Source organism: Diaphorobacter sp. LR2014-1, assembly GCF_002916785.1.
GTDB lineage: Bacteria > Pseudomonadota > Gammaproteobacteria > Burkholderiales > Burkholderiaceae_C > Diaphorobacter > Diaphorobacter nitroreducens.
Genome location: NZ_MTBE01000005.1, coordinates 148,225 through 164,362, shown reverse-complemented (window position 1 = coordinate 164,362; position 16,138 = coordinate 148,225). Strand labels below are relative to the sequence as shown.

The 16,138-nt window shown below is 65.9% G+C and carries 14 protein-coding genes; 7 read left to right on the top strand and 7 right to left on the bottom strand.

Going from position 1 to position 16,138, the window contains the following annotated elements:
- Positions 1 to 2 precede the first annotated feature (2 nt).
- The 5 genes from rbbA (at position 3) to BV908_RS06720 (ending at position 7,541) form a co-directional block, all read left to right on the top strand.
- Positions 3 to 2,813, top strand: a complete 2,811-nt coding sequence (gene rbbA, locus BV908_RS06740) for a ribosome-associated ATPase/putative transporter RbbA (RefSeq protein WP_103737604.1) — start codon at positions 3 to 5, stop codon at positions 2,811 to 2,813.
- A 3-nt stretch (positions 2,814 to 2,816) separates the two neighbouring features.
- A complete protein-coding gene (locus BV908_RS06735; protein WP_103737603.1) occupies positions 2,817 to 3,965 on the top strand; it encodes an ABC transporter permease in 1,149 nt (382 codons plus the stop codon).
- Between the two features lie 97 nt (positions 3,966 to 4,062).
- The gene (locus tag BV908_RS06730; RefSeq protein ID WP_011805569.1) at positions 4,063 to 4,317 is read left to right on the top strand and encodes a type B 50S ribosomal protein L31; all 255 of its coding nucleotides are present in this window, start codon (positions 4,063 to 4,065) and stop codon (positions 4,315 to 4,317) included.
- 150 nt (positions 4,318 to 4,467) lie between these two features.
- Positions 4,468 to 6,165 (top strand): hypothetical protein, encoded by a 1,698-nt coding sequence (locus tag BV908_RS06725; protein WP_103737602.1) that lies wholly within the window; start codon positions 4,468 to 4,470, stop codon positions 6,163 to 6,165.
- Complete coding sequence (locus tag BV908_RS06720) at positions 6,165 to 7,541, top strand: MATE family efflux transporter (protein WP_103737601.1); 1,377 nt, start codon at positions 6,165 to 6,167, stop codon at positions 7,539 to 7,541. The genes BV908_RS06725 and BV908_RS06720 overlap by 1 nt, the downstream gene beginning before the upstream one ends.
- Here the strand turns inward: BV908_RS06720 and phoR are convergent.
- The 7 genes from phoR to pstS all read right to left on the bottom strand — a co-directional run bounded on the left by phoR (position 7,486) and on the right by pstS (position 14,225).
- A complete protein-coding gene (gene phoR, locus BV908_RS06715; RefSeq protein WP_103737600.1) occupies positions 7,486 to 8,883 on the bottom strand; it encodes a phosphate regulon sensor histidine kinase PhoR in 1,398 nt (465 codons plus the stop codon). The genes BV908_RS06720 and phoR overlap by 56 nt on opposite strands.
- Before the next feature lie 87 nt (positions 8,884 to 8,970).
- Positions 8,971 to 9,678, bottom strand: coding sequence for a phosphate regulon transcriptional regulator PhoB (gene phoB, locus BV908_RS06710; protein WP_103737599.1), 708 nt, complete (start codon positions 9,676 to 9,678; stop codon positions 8,971 to 8,973).
- Between the two features lie 16 nt (positions 9,679 to 9,694).
- Positions 9,695 to 10,396, bottom strand: a complete 702-nt coding sequence (phoU, locus tag BV908_RS06705; protein WP_011805574.1) for a phosphate signaling complex protein PhoU — start codon at positions 10,394 to 10,396, stop codon at positions 9,695 to 9,697.
- 14 nt (positions 10,397 to 10,410) lie between these two features.
- Positions 10,411 to 11,193 (bottom strand): phosphate ABC transporter ATP-binding protein PstB, encoded by a 783-nt coding sequence (gene pstB / locus BV908_RS06700; RefSeq protein ID WP_011805575.1) that lies wholly within the window; start codon positions 11,191 to 11,193, stop codon positions 10,411 to 10,413.
- Between the two features lie 22 nt (positions 11,194 to 11,215).
- Positions 11,216 to 12,097 (bottom strand): phosphate ABC transporter permease PstA, encoded by an 882-nt coding sequence (gene pstA / locus BV908_RS06695; RefSeq protein WP_011805576.1) that lies wholly within the window; start codon positions 12,095 to 12,097, stop codon positions 11,216 to 11,218.
- Complete coding sequence (gene pstC / locus BV908_RS06690; protein ID WP_011805577.1) at positions 12,094 to 13,107, bottom strand: phosphate ABC transporter permease subunit PstC; 1,014 nt, start codon at positions 13,105 to 13,107, stop codon at positions 12,094 to 12,096. The genes pstA and pstC overlap by 4 nt, the downstream gene beginning before the upstream one ends.
- Positions 13,108 to 13,184: 77 nt before the next feature.
- Positions 13,185 to 14,225 (bottom strand): phosphate ABC transporter substrate-binding protein PstS, encoded by a 1,041-nt coding sequence (gene pstS / locus BV908_RS06685; RefSeq protein ID WP_103737598.1) that lies wholly within the window; start codon positions 14,223 to 14,225, stop codon positions 13,185 to 13,187.
- Between the two features lie 200 nt (positions 14,226 to 14,425).
- Between pstS and BV908_RS06680 the strand changes: the two genes are divergently transcribed.
- Both BV908_RS06680 and BV908_RS06675 read left to right on the top strand, forming a co-directional pair.
- Positions 14,426 to 14,917, top strand: coding sequence for a fasciclin domain-containing protein (locus tag BV908_RS06680; RefSeq protein ID WP_011805579.1), 492 nt, complete (start codon positions 14,426 to 14,428; stop codon positions 14,915 to 14,917).
- 31 nt (positions 14,918 to 14,948) lie between these two features.
- Positions 14,949 to 16,082: an ABC transporter substrate-binding protein gene (locus BV908_RS06675; protein ID WP_011805580.1), complete on the top strand. Its 1,134-nt coding sequence runs from the start codon at positions 14,949 to 14,951 to the stop codon at positions 16,080 to 16,082.
- The last annotated feature ends 56 nt before the right edge of the window (positions 16,083 to 16,138 follow it).

Below are 16,138 nucleotides of genomic sequence, written 5' to 3'. Positions count from 1 at the left end.
CCATGCCCCAGCACCTTGAGACCGCCACCCCCGTGGCCCGGCTGCGGGACGTGCAACTGCGCTACGGCGCGGCCCAGGCGCTGCGCGGCATCACGCTGGACATACCGACCGGCCGCATGGTGGGCCTGATCGGGCCGGACGGGGTGGGCAAGTCCAGCCTGCTGGCGCTGATGGCCGGCGCGCGCGCACTGCAGCAGGGCAGCGTGCAGGTGCTGGGCGGCGACATGGCGCGCAAGGCGCACCGCGGCGCGATCTGCCCGCGCATCGCCTACATGCCGCAGGGCCTGGGCAAGAACCTCTACCCCACGCTGTCGGTCGAGGAGAACCTGCAGTTCTTTGCACGCCTGTTCGGCCACGGCGCGGCCGAACGGCGCAGGCGCATTGACGACCTCACGCGCAGCACAGGCCTGTACCCCTTCCTCGCGCGGCCCGCGGGCAAGCTCTCGGGCGGCATGAAGCAAAAGCTGGGGCTGTGCTGCGCGCTGATCCATGACCCTGACCTGCTGATCCTGGACGAGCCCACCACCGGCGTGGACCCCCTTGCACGCGCGCAGTTCTGGGAACTGATCGCCCGCATCCGCACCGAGCGCGCGCACATGAGCGTGATCGTCGCCACCGCCTACATGGACGAGGCGCAGCGCTTCGACTGGCTGGTGGCCATGGACGATGGCGCCGTTCTTGCCACAGGCACACCGCAAGAGCTGCTGCAGCGTGCTGGCGTCGACACCCTGGAGGAAGCCTTCATCGCCCTGCTGCCCGAAGCCAGGAAGCGCGGCCACAGCCCGGTGGTGATTCCACCGCTGCCGACCAACGGCGAGGACGACATTGCCATCGAGGCGCAGGGCCTGACCATGCGCTTTGGCGACTTCGTGGCCGTGGACCAGGTGAGCTTTCGCATCCGACGCGGCGAGATCTTCGGCTTTCTGGGCTCCAACGGCTGCGGCAAGTCCACCACCATGAAGATGCTCACCGGACTGCTGCCTGCGTCCGAGGGCCGTGCCTGGCTGTTCGGGCAGGCGGTGGACCCGCACGACATGGCCACGCGCCGGCGCGTGGGCTACATGTCGCAGGCGTTCTCTTTGTATGGCGAGCTGACGGTGGAGCAGAACCTGGTGCTGCACGCGCGCCTGTTCCATGTGCCGGAAGAACAGGTGACAGCGCGCGTGGACGAGATGCTGCAGCGCTTTGCCCTGCAGGACGAGCGTGCCACCCTGCCCGCCAACCTGCCGCTGGGCATGCGCCAGCGCCTGTCGCTGGCCGTGGCCATGGTGCACCGGCCCGAGTTGCTGATCCTGGACGAGCCCACCTCCGGCGTGGACCCGGTGGCGCGCGACGCCTTCTGGCGCCTGCTGGTCGAACTGTCGCGCCGCGACCGTGTGACGATCTTCATCTCCACCCACTTCATGAACGAGGCCGAGCGCTGCGACCGCATGTCCATGATGCACGCGGGCCGGGTGCTGGACAGCGACACGCCGGCCGCGCTGATGGCCCGGCGCGGCGCCCAGACGCTGGAGCAGGCGTTCATCGGCTACCTGCTGGAGGCCGCTGGCGAGCCCGCGGCCGATGACGGCGCTACAAAAACAGGAGCTTTCAGCGCTCAATCGACGGTCGTATCAAACGCAAAAGAGTTTGAAACACCCGCAAATCAAGCGGCAGCAGCTCCTGAAATAGAAGCACCCCGGCACCGCGCCTTCAGCCTGCAGCGCATGCTGAGCTACATGTGGCGCGAGTCGCTGGAGCTGCGCCGCGACCCGGTGCGCGCCACGCTGGCGCTGGCGGGCTCGCTGATCCTGATGTTCGTGATCGGCTACGGCATCAACATGGATGTGGAGAACCTGCGCTACGCCGTGCTCGACCGCGACCAGACCACGCTGAGCCAGAGCTATGCCAACGCGCTCTCGGGATCGCGCTATTTCATCGAGCAACCGCCGCTGTCGGACCATGCCGAGCTGGACCGGCGCATGCGCAGCGGCGAGCTCTCGCTGGCCATCGAGATCCCCAGCGGCTTTGCCCGCGACGTGCTGCGCGGCAAGAACGTGGAGATCGGCGCCTGGGTGGACGGCGCCATGCCCATGCGCGCGGAAACCGTGCGCGGCTATGTGCAAGGCATGCACCAGCATTGGCTGGCCGCGCAACTGCATGAGCGCACGGGGCAGCGCCTGGCCAGCAGCGTGACCGTGCAATCGCGCTACCGCTACAACCCCGACGTACGCAGTCTGCCCGCCATGGTGCCGGCGGTGATTCCGCTCTTGATGCTCATGCTGCCGGCCATGCTCACGGCGCTGGCCGTGGTGCGCGAGAAGGAGATGGGCTCCATCCTCAACCTGTACGTGACGCCCGTCACACGCACCGAATTCCTGCTGGGCAAGCAACTGCCCTACGTGTTGCTGGCCATGCTGAACTTCCTGCTCATGTGCCTGCTGGCGGTGACCGTGTTCGGCGTGCCCATCACCGGCAGCTTTGCCACGCTGGCGCTGGCAGCGCTGGTGTTCTCGGTCACCTCCACCGGCATGGGCCTGCTGGCCAGCAGCGTCACGCGCAGCCAGATCGCAGCCATGTTCTTCGCACTCATCGGCACGCTGATACCGGCGGTGCAGTTCTCGGGCCTGATCGATCCCGTCTCGTCGCTGGAGGGCAGCGGCCGCCTCATCGGCTCGGTCTACCCGGCCACGTACATGTTCATGATCAGCCGCGGCGTCTTCAGCAAGGGACTGGGACTGGCCGACCTGCAGGGCGCGCTGCTGCCGCTGCTGGCGTCGGTGCCCGTGGTCATGCTGGGCGCGATTGCGCTGCTGAAGAAGCAGGAGCGCTGACCAATGCCCGGCTCCTCCTCATCCGTGCGCCTGCACCTGCTCAACATCTACCGCCTGGGCGTGAAGGAGTTGTGGAGCCTGCTGCGCGACCCGACCATGCTGGTGCTGATCGTGTATGTGTTCACGCTGTCGGTGTACGCCGCCGCCACGGCCATGCCCGAAATCCTGCACAAGGCGCCGATCGCGATCGTGGACGAGGACCAGTCGCAACTGTCGCAGCGCATCGTTTCGGCCTTTTACCCGCCGCAGTTCAACACGCCGGCGCTCATCACCGCGCGCGAGATGGATGCGGGCATGGACGCGGGGCACTACACCTTCGTGCTCAACATACCGCCCGACTTCCAGCGCGACGTGCTGGCGGGGCGCGCGGCGGAGGTCCAGCTCAACGTGGATGCCACGCGCATGAGCCAGGCCTTCAGCGGCAATGCCTATGTGCAGCAGATCGTGCTGGCCGAGGTCGGCGAGTTCGTGCAGCGCTACCGTGGCGGCGCCGCCCCGCCCGTGGACCTGGCGCTGCGCATGCGCTTCAACCCGGCGCTGGAGAAGTCCTGGTTCGGCAGCCTGATGCAGATCATCAACAACGTGACCATGCTGTCCATCATCCTCACCGGCGCGGCCCTGATCCGCGAGCGCGAGCACGGCACCATCGAGCACCTGCTGGTCATGCCCGTCACGCCCACCGAGATCATGCTGGCCAAGGTCTGGTCCATGGCGCTGGTGGTGCTGCTGGCGGCCACGACGTCGCTGGTCCTGGTGGTGCAGGGGCTGCTGCGCGTGCCCATTGGCGGCTCACTGGGGCTCTTCCTGGCCGGGGCGGCGCTGCACCTGTTCGCCACCACCTCCATGGGCATCTTCATGGCCACGGTGGCGCGCAGCATGCCGCAGTTCGGGCTGCTCATGGTGCTCACGCTCATCCCGCTGGAGATGCTGTCGGGCGGCACCACGCCGCGCGAGAGCATGCCGGCGCTGGTGCAGGACCTGATGCTGGCGGCCCCCACCACGCACTTCGTGGAGCTGGGCCAGGCCATCTTGTACCGCGGCGCAGGCATGGACGTGGTGTGGCCGCAGTTCCTGGCGTTGGCGGGCATCGGCTCGGTCCTGTTCGCCCTGTCGCTGGCGCGCTTTCGCCGCACCATCAGCAGCATGGCCTAGCACCGCTGAATCAGCTTGTGCGATAATTGCGGGCTTTTTTGCGGAAAGTACACTGGAATAGGCTGGTGCGGCTCCCGCTGACTTGAGGAAGAAGATCATGAAAGAAGGCATCCACCCCAATTACCGCGAAGTGCTGTTCGTTGACCTGTCCAACGGCTTCAAGTTCGTGACCCGTTCCTGCGTGAACACGAAGGAAACCGAGACCTTCGAAGGCAAGGAATACCCCCTGTACAAGCTGGACACGTCCTCCGAATCGCACCCCTTCTACACCGGCACGCAAAAGTCGGTGGACAACATGGGCGGCCGCGTGGAGCGTTTCCGCAACCGCTTCGGCAAGACCGCAGCGAAGTAAGCAGCAAGGCCTGCCCCGTGCAGGCCCGTGCAGGCAGGTGGCGAACCCATTCGCCGCACCTGCACACACCAGGCAGCCCGGCTTCTCCGCGCTGCCTTTTTTATTGCGCACTCCGCTATCCTCGGCCCAACGCCATTTCCCCCCGTCCGCGTGATACACCCGACCCCCGCCATCGTTGCCCAGAGCGCCGTGCGCCCGCTGCCGCGTTGGGCCTTGCTGCTGCTGTGCCTGGCCTATGCCGTTCCCGGCTTCGTGGGGCGCGACCCGTGGCGCAATGCGGACATCGCCTCGTTCGGCTACATGCGCGAACTGGCCCTCGGGCGCACCTCCTGGATGGACCCGCTGCTGGTGGGCGTGCCGCCGGATGGCGACGGACTGCTGCCCTACTGGCTGGGCGCGTGGGCCATCCAGGCGCTGGACGGCTGGCTGCCGGCGGAGCTTGCCGCGCGCCTGCCGTTCGTCGCTCTGCTGCTGCTGACCCTGGCGGCCACCTGGTACAGCGTGTACTACCTGGCGCGCAGCCCCGGCGCACAGCCCGTGGCCTTTGCCTTCGGCGGCGAGGCGCAGCCCGCCGACTATGCCCGCGCCATGGCCGACGCCGGCCTGCTGGCCTTCATCGCCTGCCTGGGACTGGCCCAGCTGTCGCATGAAACCACGAGCTACCTCACCCAGCTGTGCTGCACCGCGCTGCTGTTTTACGCTGGCTCCGCAATGCCTTGGCGCACGGCGTGGCCCACCTTCACCGCCATTGCCGGCCTGCTGGGGCTGGTGCTCAGCGGCGCCCCCACGCTCGCAGTGCTGCTGGGCCTGGGCTGTGCCTGGCTGGTGGCCTGCACGCGCGGCGCGACACTGCGAAGCCGCGCAGTGGCAGGGGGCGTGCTGCTGGCCGCCACGGTGGCCGCTGCCGCGCTGGCGCTGCAGTTGGACCTATGGCGCTGGCGCATCGTGCGCTTCGAAGATCTGAAACAGTGGCAAAGCCTGGTGCGCCTGTTCATCTGGTTCAGCTGGCCCGCCTGGCCCCTCACGCTGTGGACGCTGTGGCGCTGGCGGCAGCAGATCCTCAGCCGCGAATGGCACCGGCACCTGTTACTGCCGCTGTGGTTTGCCCTCGTGGCCGTGACAGCCACACTGACCACCCAGCCGGCCGACCGCGCACTGCTGCTGGGCCTGCCCGCCCTGGCGGCGCTGGCCGCCTTTGCGCTGCCGACGCTGCGGCGCAGCATCGCAGCGCTGATCGACTGGTTCACCCTGCTGTTCTTCAGCGCCTCGGCCATCGGTATCTGGGTGGTGTGGCTGGCGGTGCAGACAGGGGTGCCGGCCAAGCCCGCGGCCAACGTGGCCAAGCTGGCGCCCGGCTACGTGCCGTCGTTCTCGCTGTTGGCCTTCGGCGTGGCGCTGGCCGCCACGGCTGCGTGGTGCCTGCTGGTGGTCTGGCGCGCGGCACGCAACCGCCCCGTCATCTGGCGCAGCCTGGTGTTGCCCGCAGGCGGCGCCACGCTGGGCTGGCTGCTCATGATGACCTTGTGGCTGCCGCTGCTGAACTATGGCCGCAGCTTCGCACCCCAGGTGGCGGGTGTTGCCGCAGCCATCACCGACCGCGACAGCTGCGTGGTCGGCTACGGGCTGAACCGTGCGCAGTTGGCCGCGCTGCTGCACCATGGGCAACTGCACATGGTGCCCACCGAACAGCTGGCGCAGTGCGACTGGGTCATCGCAGACGCCTCCGCCGCACCGCTGGTGAGCGCGTTGCTGCCCCCGGCGCAGTGGCAGGAGATGGCGAGCGTCAGCCGCCCCACGGACCGCGGCGACCGCATGCTGGTGCTGCGCCGCACGGCCCGCAAGCGCTGATGTCCGAGCTGTCCACCATTGCACGGCACGCACTCACCGTGCTGGCCGGGCAGCTTGCGGTGATGGCCTTCGGGGTCACCGACACCATCGTTGCCGGACGCCATTCGCAGGAGTCCCTGGCCGCCCTCTCCATCGGCTCAGCCGTGTTCGTGAGCGTGTACGTGGCGCTCATGGGTGTGTTGCAGGCCTTGCTGCCCATCTGGGCCGAGCAGCGCGGCGCGAACGCACAGGCCGGCATGGGCGCCAGCGTGCGCCAGTCGCTGTACCTGTGGGCGGGTGCCGCGGTGCTGGGCATGGCCGTGCTGCTGTCGCCAGGCCCGCTCCTGCAATGGACCGAGGTGCCGCCGGCGCTGCGCGGCGAGGTGCAGGCCTACCTGGCCATCCTCGCGTTCGGCCTGCCGCCTGCATTGCTGTTTCGCATCTACAGCACCCTCAACCAGGCTTTGGGGCACCCGCAGCTCGTCACCTGGCTGCAGGTCGGCTCGCTGGCGGTCAAAGTGCCGCTCTCGGTCTGGTTCACCTTCGGCGGTGCCGGTCTGGCGCCGCAGGGTGCTGCAGGCTGCGCGTGGGCCACGCTGGCCGTGAACTACGGCCTGATGCTGCTGGGCTGGTGGATGCTGCGTCGCCACACGATGTACGGCCCGCTGCGGCTGTGGCGCCCGTTGGAGCGGCCCGACCCCGCGCAGATTGCGCGCTTTCTGCGGCTGGGCCTGCCAGCGGGCTTGTCCATCCTGGTGGAGGTGACTTCCTTCACGCTGATGGCGCTGTTCATCGCACGCCAGGGGGCGTTGGCCTCGGCTGCGCACCAGATCGCTTCCAACCTCGCCGCCGTGCTCTACATGGTGCCTTTGTCGCTGGCCATTGCCGCAAGCGCCCGCGTGAGCTTCTGGCGTGGCGCGGGGAACGAGCACCAGGCCGCTGCCGTCGCCTTGAAGGGTTTTTGGCTTGCAGCGCTTATGGGATTTGCGCTAGCAGCTATGTTATTAATAGCAAAAGGCACGATCACGGCCTTGTACTCCACCAGCGCGGAAGTCGTCGCCATGGCAGGCGCGCTGGCAGTATGGGTGGCCGCCTACCATGTGGCGGATGCCCTGCAGACGCTGTGCATCTTCGTGCTGCGCAGCTACCGCATCACGCTGGCGCCATTGGCGGTCTATTGCGTGCTGCTGTGGGGCGTGGGACTGTATGGAGGCTACGTGTTGGCCTACCGCGGCCTGGCGGGTTGGGGTCCGATGCATTCCCCTTCGCCTTTTTGGGCCGCCAGCGCTGCCGCTCTAGGCGCGACGGCGTTGATTTTCACGGCCCTGCTGCTGGGCGTGCTCAGGCTGCAGACACGCCGGGCGGCTCCGCCGCTACCGCAGGAACCCCACCGCTGAGGCCGCGCGGCGGCGTACGCAGGCGCGACGGCGGAAACACCACCGTGAACGTCGAGCCCTGCCCCACCACGCTGGCCACCTGCAGCGCTGCGCCATGGCGCTGCACCACATGCTTCACGATGGCCAGTCCGAGGCCCGTGCCGCCCGTGTCGCGCGAGCGGCTGCGGTCCACGCGGTAAAAGCGCTCGGTGATGCGCGGCAGGTGTTGCGGCTCAATGCCAGGCCCTGAGTCGCGCACCATAAAACGGGCGCTGCCATCAGGCTCCACGTCCCACGCCACGGTGATGCTGCCTCCGGGTGGCGTGTAGCGCACAGCGTTGTTGACCAGGTTGGCCAGGGCGCTTTGCAGCTCGGCCGCATTGCCGGCCACCTGCCCGGCCGCCTGCGCTGCTTCGGCCGTGGGGAACGTGATCTGGTGAGGCTTGCCGGGCTGGTTCTGCGTCAGCAGGGCCGAGAGCGCGCGCCCCTCGTCCTCGCAGCGGCGCAGCAGCGTCGAGACCGCGACCCATTCGTGCATGCTGGGCGGAGGGCTTCCCTCCAGGCGCGACAGCGTCAACAGGTCTTGCACCAGGTTCTGCATGCGCACGGCCTGCTGCGACATCATGCGCAGGTAACGCGCACGCTCCTCGTTGCTGAGCTGCAGGGTCTGCAGGGTTTCGACAAAACCCATCAGCACCGTGAGCGGGGTGCGGATCTCATGCGACACGTTGGCGACGAAGTCGCGCCGCATGGCCTCGGCCTGCTCCAGCGCCGTCACGTCGCGTGACAGCAGCAGCTTGCGGCCATCGCCATACGGGTGCAGGTGCACCGATACGCGCACCGGCCGCGAGGGCGTGCTGGCGCGTCCGGGCAGCACCACGTCGCGCGTGTAGTCCTTGGACGCGTAGTAGGTACTGAAGTCCGGGTCCCGCACGAGGTTGCCGATGGATTGCTGCGCATCACGCTCCGCATCCAGGCCAAAGTGCTCCTCGGCCATCTGGTTGCACCATTCGATATGGCCTTCGGCATCCAGCAGCATCACGCCATTGGGCGATGCCTGCAGCGCCTGGAGGATTTCCTGCAGGCGCGCATCGCCAGCCTGCGCCTTCAACTGGCCCTGGCGCACCAGGCGCCTCGCGCGGTCTGCTGCCTCCCCCCACAGGCCGCTCAGGCGTGGCGTTTGCGTGGGGTCTCCCTGGCGCAACCAGTTCAGCACGCGCGCGCCGCGCCACAGATCCCAGGCAAACCACAACCATGCGGCGAAACAGGCGCCGATGCCAGCACCCCAGGGGCCCGCCTGCCACCAGCCCAGCGCACCGCCGATCAGTTGGCACAGCAGAAAGAAAAAGAAGCGCAGGAGCATGGCCGCAGGGCTCAGGTCAGGAACAAAAAAGGCGCCCGCACATGATACGGACGCCTGAAAAAACACGGGAGCGAGGCACGCTCTCCGTTACGCCCGCATGAGTGCCTGCGGCTGCGCGGTAAGCCGGTAACCCGCTCCGCGCACGGTCTCCACCATGGCGCCGCCCACACCCAATGCTTCGCGAAGGCGCTTCACGTGCACGTCCACCGTGCGCTCCTCGATGAAGACGTGGTCCCCCCAAATCTTGTCGAGCAGTTGCGCGCGGCTGTGCACGCGCTCCGGGTGCTTCATCAGGTAGTGCAGCAGCTTGAACTCTGTCGGCCCGACCTTGAGCTGCTGGCCTTGGTAGCTGACGCGATGCGTGGCCGCATCCAGCACCAGTTCACCAATAGAGACGCTGTCGCTGACCTGCTCGGGCGCACGCCGGCGCAGCACGGCGCGGATGCGCGCCAGCAGTTCCTGCGTGGAAAACGGCTTGGTGATGTAGTCGTCGGCGCCGGCATCCAGCCCGGCCACCTTGTCGGGCTCGTCACCGCGCGCCGTCAGCATGAGGATCGGGATCTGCTTGGTGCGGCTGTCGGCACGCCACTTGCGTGCCAGTTGCAGGCCACTTTGGCCCGGCAGCATCCAGTCCAGCAAGATGACATCGGGCAGCACCGCGTCCAGTTCGCGCTGCGCCGACTCGCCGTCTTCCGCCCAGATGGGCTGAAAGCCGTTGTGGCGCAGGTTCACGGCCACCAATTCTGCGATGGGGGACTCGTCCTCGACGATGAGTACCCGGGGAAGCTTCTTCATCGGTTCACCGCCTTTCTCAGGCCACGGCCGACTCGATCTCGTCCAGCGCCGTGTGGCGCACGTCCTTGCCCTTGACGAGATAGATGATCAGCTCGGCCACGTTCTTGGAATGGTCGCCGATGCGCTCGATGGCCTTGGCCAGGAACAGCAGGTCCAGGCTGGCGGAGATGGTGCGCGGGTCTTCCATCATGTAGGTGATGAGCTTGCGCACGAAACCGTCGAACTCCCGGTCGATGAGATCGTCTTCCTTCAGGATGGCAACAGCGGCCTTGGTGTCCAGGCGGGCAAACGCATCCAGCGCCTTGCGCAGGAGCCCCGAAGCCAGGTCGGCCGCCACACGCAGGTCGCTGGACGGTAGCGAACGGGCGGCCCCGCTTTCGATGATGGACTTGACCATGCGCGCCATGCGCGTGGCCTCGTCACCCATGCGCTCCAGATTGGCGATGGCCTTGGAGAAGGCCATCAGCAGGCGCAGGTCGCGTGCGGTGGGCTGGCGGCGCGCGATGACGGAGGCCAGCTCATGGTCGATCTCGACCTCCATGGCGTTCACGCGGCGCTCCAACTGCTCCACCTGTTCCACGGCTTCCAGGTTGAAGTGGGAAAGCGCATAGATGGCCTGGCGAATCTGCGACTCCACCAGGCCGCCCAGTTCCATGACGCGGGAGGAAATGTTGTTCAGTTCGCTGTCGAACTGTGAAGAAAGATGTTTGTCTGCCATGTCCCGTACCTCCATCAGCCGAAGCGGCCCGTGATGTAGTCCTCTGTCTCCTTGCGCTGCGGCTTGAAGAACATCTGCTCTGTGTCCCCGAACTCCACCAGGTCGCCCAAATACATATAGGCGGTGTAGTCACTGCAGCGCGCCGCCTGCTGCATGTTGTGCGTGACGATGACCACGGTGTAGTCGTCTTTCAGTTCAGCGATCAATTCCTCGATCTTGGCGGTCGAGATGGGGTCCAGCGCCGAGCAGGGCTCGTCGAGCAACAACACTTCCGGCTTGATGGCGATGCCGCGTGCGATGCACAGGCGCTGCTGCTGGCCGCCGGACAGGCCCGCGCCGCTCTGGTCCAGCTTGTCCTTGACCTCATTCCACAAGGCCGCCTTGCGCAGCGCCCATTCCACGCGGTCGTCCATGTCGCTCGCGCTCAGGCTCTCGAAAAGCTTCACGCCAAAGGCGATGTTGTCGTAGATCGACATGGGAAACGGCGTGGGCTTCTGGAACACCATGCCCACCTTGGCGCGGATCAGCGCCACGTCCTGCTTGCTGGTGAGCAGGTTCTCGCCGTCGAGGATGATCTGCCCCTCGGCGCGCTGCTCGGGATACAACTCGAACATGCGGTTGAAGGTGCGCAGCAGCGTGGATTTGCCGCAGCCCGACGGCCCGATGAAGGCGGTGACCTTCTTCTCGGGAATGTCGAGGTTGATGCTCTTGAGGGCATGGAACTTCCCGTAATAGAAGTTCAGGTCACGGACCGTGATCTTGGATTGCACGGGCGCGGAGGTCTTGGTGGAGGGCATGAATGTCTTCCGGAGGCAATAGTTACTTTTGGCGCGTGACCACGCGGGCCAGGATGTTCAGGCCCAGCACCGCAAGGGTGATGAGGAACACGCCAGCCCAGGCGAGCTGCTGCCAGTTCTCATAGGGGCTCATGGCGAACTTGAAGATGGTCACCGGCAAACTGGCCATGGGCTTGGACAGGTCGCCATTCCAGAACTGGTTGTTCAGTGCAGTGAACAGCAGGGGCGCCGTCTCGCCTGCGATGCGTGCCACCGCCAGCAATATGCCGGTGATCACGCCGGCGCGGGCCGCGCGCAGCGTCACCATGGTGATGACCTTCCATTTGGGCGTGCCCAGAGCGTAGGCCGCCTCGCGCAGACTGGCCGGAACGAGGATCAGCATGTTTTCGGTGGTGCGGATCACCACGGGGATGACGATGAGCGCCAAGGCCATGATCCCGGCGTAGGCCGAGAAGCTCTTGAACTGGGCGACCACCACGGCATAAACAAACAAGCCGATCACGATGCTGGGTGCGGACAGGAGGATGTCATTCACAAAGCGCGTCGTGGATGCCAGCCAGCCGCGTGCATCGTATTCCGCAAGGTAGACGCCCGCCATGATGCCGATGGGCGTGCCTACGAACGTCGCCAGCAGCACCATGACGAAGGAACCGAAGATCGCGTTCGCGATACCACCGGCTTCGTTGGGCGGGGGCGTCATCTGCGTGAACAGCGCCACGCTCAGCCCGCCCACGCCCAGCCGGATGGTTTCCCACAGGATCCAGACCAGCCAGAACACGCCAAACGCCATGGCCAGAAGCGACAGCGTCAATGCGATCTGGTTCAGGCGCTTGCGCGACGCATAGCGCGCCTGGCGCACCTGGGCCAGCTCGGCCGCGGAGATGAGTTTTTGCGACGTGCTCATGCGCGGGCCCCTTCGTTTTTCTTGAGGCGCGCCAGCAGCAGCTTGGACAAGGCCAGCACCACGAAAGTGATGAAGAAGAGCACCAGTCCCAGATAGATCAACGACGCCTGGTGCAGGCCCTCGCCGGCTTCGGCAAATTCGTTGGCCAGCGCGGAGGTGATGCTGTTGGCCGCCTCGAACACGGACAGTGAATTCAGTTGGTTCATATTGCCGATCACGAAGGTGACGGCCATGGTCTCGCCCAGCGCACGGCCCAGCCCTAGCATGATGCCGCCCAGGACACCGGACTTGGTATAGGGCAGCACCACCTTCCACACCACCTCCCATGTGGTGGAGCCCAGGCCGTAGGCGGACTCCTTGAGCAGCGCGGGAGTGACCTCAAACACATCGCGCATGACCGACGCGATGAAGGGGATGATCATGATGGCCAGGATGATGCCGGCCGACAGAATGCCGATACCCACGGGCGGCCCCGACACCAGTGCGCCAAGGTAAGGCACGCCGTGGAACAGCGACTGCAGCGGCTGCTGCACATAAGTGGCAAGAATGGGGCCGAACACCATCAGGCCCCACATGCCGTAGACGATCGAAGGCACAGCCGCCAGCAGTTCGATGGCCGTTCCCAGAGGACGCTTGAGCCATGCAGGGGAAAGCTCCGTCAGAAACAGCGCAATGCCGAAACTGACCGGCACGGCGATCAACAGCGCGATGATGGAGGTCGTCAGGGTGCCGTAGACCATCACCAGGCCGCCGTACTCGTTCTGCACGGGATCCCAGACGCTGCTCGTCAGGAAGCCCAGGCCGTACTGCTGGATCGATGGCCAGGCACCGTGCACGAGCGACGCCATGATGCCCAGCAAAAGCGCCAGGGTCAGCACGGCCGCGCCGCGCGCCAACCAGCCGAAGATGCGATCGGCAATCACGCCGGAAAACAGGGTGGTACGGGGCGGGGGTGAACCCCTGGATGCGCCAACAGCCGCATCAAGCGGCGGGGCCTCGTGGACGGGCATGGTACTGGACACGTCTGATTGCCTTGTAAAACAGGGGAACCGGTGGCCCACCCGGGAGGGCGGACCACCGTCTCAGCTTACTTCAGGGCGATGGATTTGCCCGAAGTGTCCTTGATCTCGCCCCACGACTTCATGATCACGGCCTTCACATTTTCCGGCATGGGCACATAGTCCAGATCGGATGCGGTCTTGTCGCCCGACTTGTATGCCCACTCGAAGAACTTCAGTACCGTAGCAGCCTGCACCGGCTTGTCCTGCGACTTCTGCATCAAGATGAAGGTGGCGGAGGTGAGCGGCCATGCATCCTTGCCGGGCTGGTTCGTTAGGATCTGGTAGAAGCTCTTGGTCCACTCCGCACCCGCGGCGGCGGCCTTGAAGGTGGCCTCATCAGGCGACACGAAGTTGCCAGCGCTGTTCTGCATCTGCGCGAACGTCAGCTTGTTTTGTTTCACGTAGGCGTACTCCACGTAGCCGATGGAGTTGGGCAGGCGTCCCACGAACGCGGCCACGCCTTCGTTGCCCTTGCCGCCCGCGCCGGTGGGCCAGTTCACGGCAGTGCCTTCGCCCACCTTGGCCTTCCACTCGGCGTTCACCTTGCTCAGGTAGTTGGTGAAACCGAAGGTGGTGCCGGAGCCATCGGCACGGCGCACCGGGGCGATGGCGGCATCAGGCAGGTTCAGGCCCGGGTTCAAGGCCTTGATGGCTTCGTCGTTCCACTTGGTGATCTTGCCCAGATAGATGTCGCCGAGCAGTTGGCCGTTGAGCTTGAGTTGGCCGGGCTGAATACCCTTGATGTTCACCACGGGAACGATACCGCCGATCACGGTAGGGAACTGCACGAGCCCCTTCTTGGCCAATTCTTCGTCTTTCAGGGGCGCATCGGAAGCGCCGAAATCAACCGTCTTGGCCTCGATCTGACGCAGACCGGCGCCCGAGCCGACGGACTGGTAGTTGATCTTGACGCCCGTGGCCTTGTTGTAGTCGGCCGCCCACTTGAAATACAGGGGTGCAGGGAAGCTGGCGCCAGCGCCCGTTGCTTCCTGCTGTGCCCAGGCGCCAGAAAACGCGCCCATTGCCACAACACCAGACACCAGAACGCGAATCGCGGAGAGTTTCATGGAAGAGACCTCTTGGTTGAAAAAACTCAATGCTGCGACTCTAGAAGCCGTTTGTGACATCACCGTGACATTCATTCTTGACCGTCATACACCGTCCGCAGCGCTGCCCCACTTCCTTGTCACGGAACTGTCGCACGGGGAACGTACGCTCCCGCCACCGACAACAGTCGGTAACAAACACACCTCTACGGGAGAACCACATGTTCCGTCGCCTGACTCTTCAAACCACCCTGGCCCTCGCGATCGTCGCGACCCTGGGCGCCTGCTCTACCCCCGCGTCTGCCCCTAACACGGTGGGCGGCGTGGTTGCCAAGACCAAGAACCTCAGCACCTTCAACCAATTGGTCGCCGACGCAGGCATGGCAGCCACGCTGAACGGCTCCGGCCCCTACACGGTTTTCGCCCCCAGCGATGCAGCCTTCCAGGCGCTTCCTGCGAAGACGCGCGACGCCCTCAAGAACGACAAGGAACAGCTGAAGGCCGTGCTGAGCTACCACATCGTGCCGGCACACGTCACCGCAAGCGCCAAGGCCGGCAAGCTGAAGACCCTGCAGGGCTCGGACATTGCTCTGGCACGCGCCGCAGACTTTGTGACCGTGGAGGACGCCCTGGTGGAACAGGCCGACCTGAAGGCGGACAACGGTGTCGTACACGTGATTGATCGCGTGCTGGTGCCTCCCCGCAAGAAGTAAGCCGCTCCACGCCAACCTGTCCTTCCAGACCATGCATCCTCCCCTTTCTTGCAGCCTGCGATTGCAGCGGCGCGCCCTGTTGAAGGCGGCGGGCGCTGCCTGCGCCATCGGCGCAGCGGCATATGCGCCCGTGGCGCGGGCGCAGGAGCCACGCGCTCTCGCAGTCACACAGATCGTGGATCTGTCGCCACAGAACCAGGATGTCAGCCGTGACTTCCTGATCGGGTCCCGGGCTGCATGGACGGACCTGAACGCTCGTGGCGGCGGCATTCGCGGCCGCTCCGTCCAGCATGTGGTGGTGGAGACCGACGGGTCGGCTGCCGCAGTTCGCACGGCGTGGAAGGCGGCATACGACAACGCCGCGTGTGTGGCATTGTCCGGGTGCGTGGGGGACAGCACGGCGGCCGCCATCGCCACCCTTCAGACGGGCGAGGCCGCACTGGCCCACCTGGCACCGTGGCTCCTGCGGCAATGGAAGGACGACAGCGACACCGTCTTTCCCATCTTTCCCAATTACCGGGCCCAGATGACCCATGCCATTCGCTCTCTCGCGGTCATGGGAGTGCAACAGGCGGGTGCGGTCTACGCCAATGCGACACTCCAGCAGCAGTTGCAGGGTCTGGTCACCGAAGTGGGCAAGGCCATGGGGTTGCGCATCCAGCCCCTCTCGCCCCAGGAGCAACGCGGAATTCCTCCCGCCATCGTGCTGTTCATCGGGGGCACTCCGGAGCTTCACGAATATGTAAGACACCTGACCCTGCCCCAGGGCCGGCAATGCTATGTAGTGGCCCTTGCCGATGCGAATCTGCAGGTGCTGGCGCAGTTGGGTGGCATTCCGCGCGGCATTTCCGTCATCGCCACGCAACCGGTTCCCTTGGTGTCGCACGGCATGTCCATCGTGCGCAACTACCGCGAGGTCATGGCCAAGCTCTACGACGAGCCCCCCTCGCCCCAGGGGCTGGCGGGCTTCATCGCCGCACGGTATACCGCAGAGGTGCTGCAGTCGGTGACCGGGCCGGTCACACGCGCCAGCGTTCTCGCCGCGTTGCGTAAACGCGTAGAAATCCAGGTCGGCGGCTACCTGGTGGCCTACGAAGACAGACGCCTGGCCAATACCCACGTCACACAAAGCATGCTCACGGCCGACGGACGCATCGTGGGCTGAGACGTGGCCGCCCTGCAGTCGTTTTCTCCCCGGCGCCGATGCTATGCTGCACCGCT

Bases quoted from the DNA above. Each gene is read 5' to 3' on its own strand.
- pstC (WP_011805577.1), bottom strand. From the start codon at position 13,107: ATGCCCGTCCACGAGGCCCCGCCGCTTGATGCGGCTGTTGGCGCATCC.
- pstA (WP_011805576.1), bottom strand. From the start codon at position 12,097: ATGAGCACGTCGCAAAAACTCATCTCCGCGGCCGAGCTGGCCCAGGTG.
- phoB (WP_103737599.1), bottom strand. From the start codon at position 9,678: ATGAAGAAGCTTCCCCGGGTACTCATCGTCGAGGACGAGTCCCCCATC.
- BV908_RS06720 (WP_103737601.1), top strand. From the start codon at position 6,165: ATGTCCGAGCTGTCCACCATTGCACGGCACGCACTCACCGTGCTGGCC.
- BV908_RS06675 (WP_011805580.1), top strand. From the start codon at position 14,949: ATGCATCCTCCCCTTTCTTGCAGCCTGCGATTGCAGCGGCGCGCCCTG.
- BV908_RS06735 (WP_103737603.1), top strand. From the start codon at position 2,817: ATGCCCGGCTCCTCCTCATCCGTGCGCCTGCACCTGCTCAACATCTAC.
- rbbA (WP_103737604.1), top strand. From the start codon at position 3: ATGCCCCAGCACCTTGAGACCGCCACCCCCGTGGCCCGGCTGCGGGAC.
- phoU (WP_011805574.1), bottom strand. From the start codon at position 10,396: ATGGCAGACAAACATCTTTCTTCACAGTTCGACAGCGAACTGAACAAC.
- BV908_RS06730 (WP_011805569.1), top strand. From the start codon at position 4,063: ATGAAAGAAGGCATCCACCCCAATTACCGCGAAGTGCTGTTCGTTGAC.
- BV908_RS06680 (WP_011805579.1), top strand. From the start codon at position 14,426: ATGTTCCGTCGCCTGACTCTTCAAACCACCCTGGCCCTCGCGATCGTC.
- phoR (WP_103737600.1), bottom strand. From the start codon at position 8,883: ATGCTCCTGCGCTTCTTTTTCTTTCTGCTGTGCCAACTGATCGGCGGT.
- pstB (WP_011805575.1), bottom strand. From the start codon at position 11,193: ATGCCCTCCACCAAGACCTCCGCGCCCGTGCAATCCAAGATCACGGTC.
- pstS (WP_103737598.1), bottom strand. From the start codon at position 14,225: ATGAAACTCTCCGCGATTCGCGTTCTGGTGTCTGGTGTTGTGGCAATG.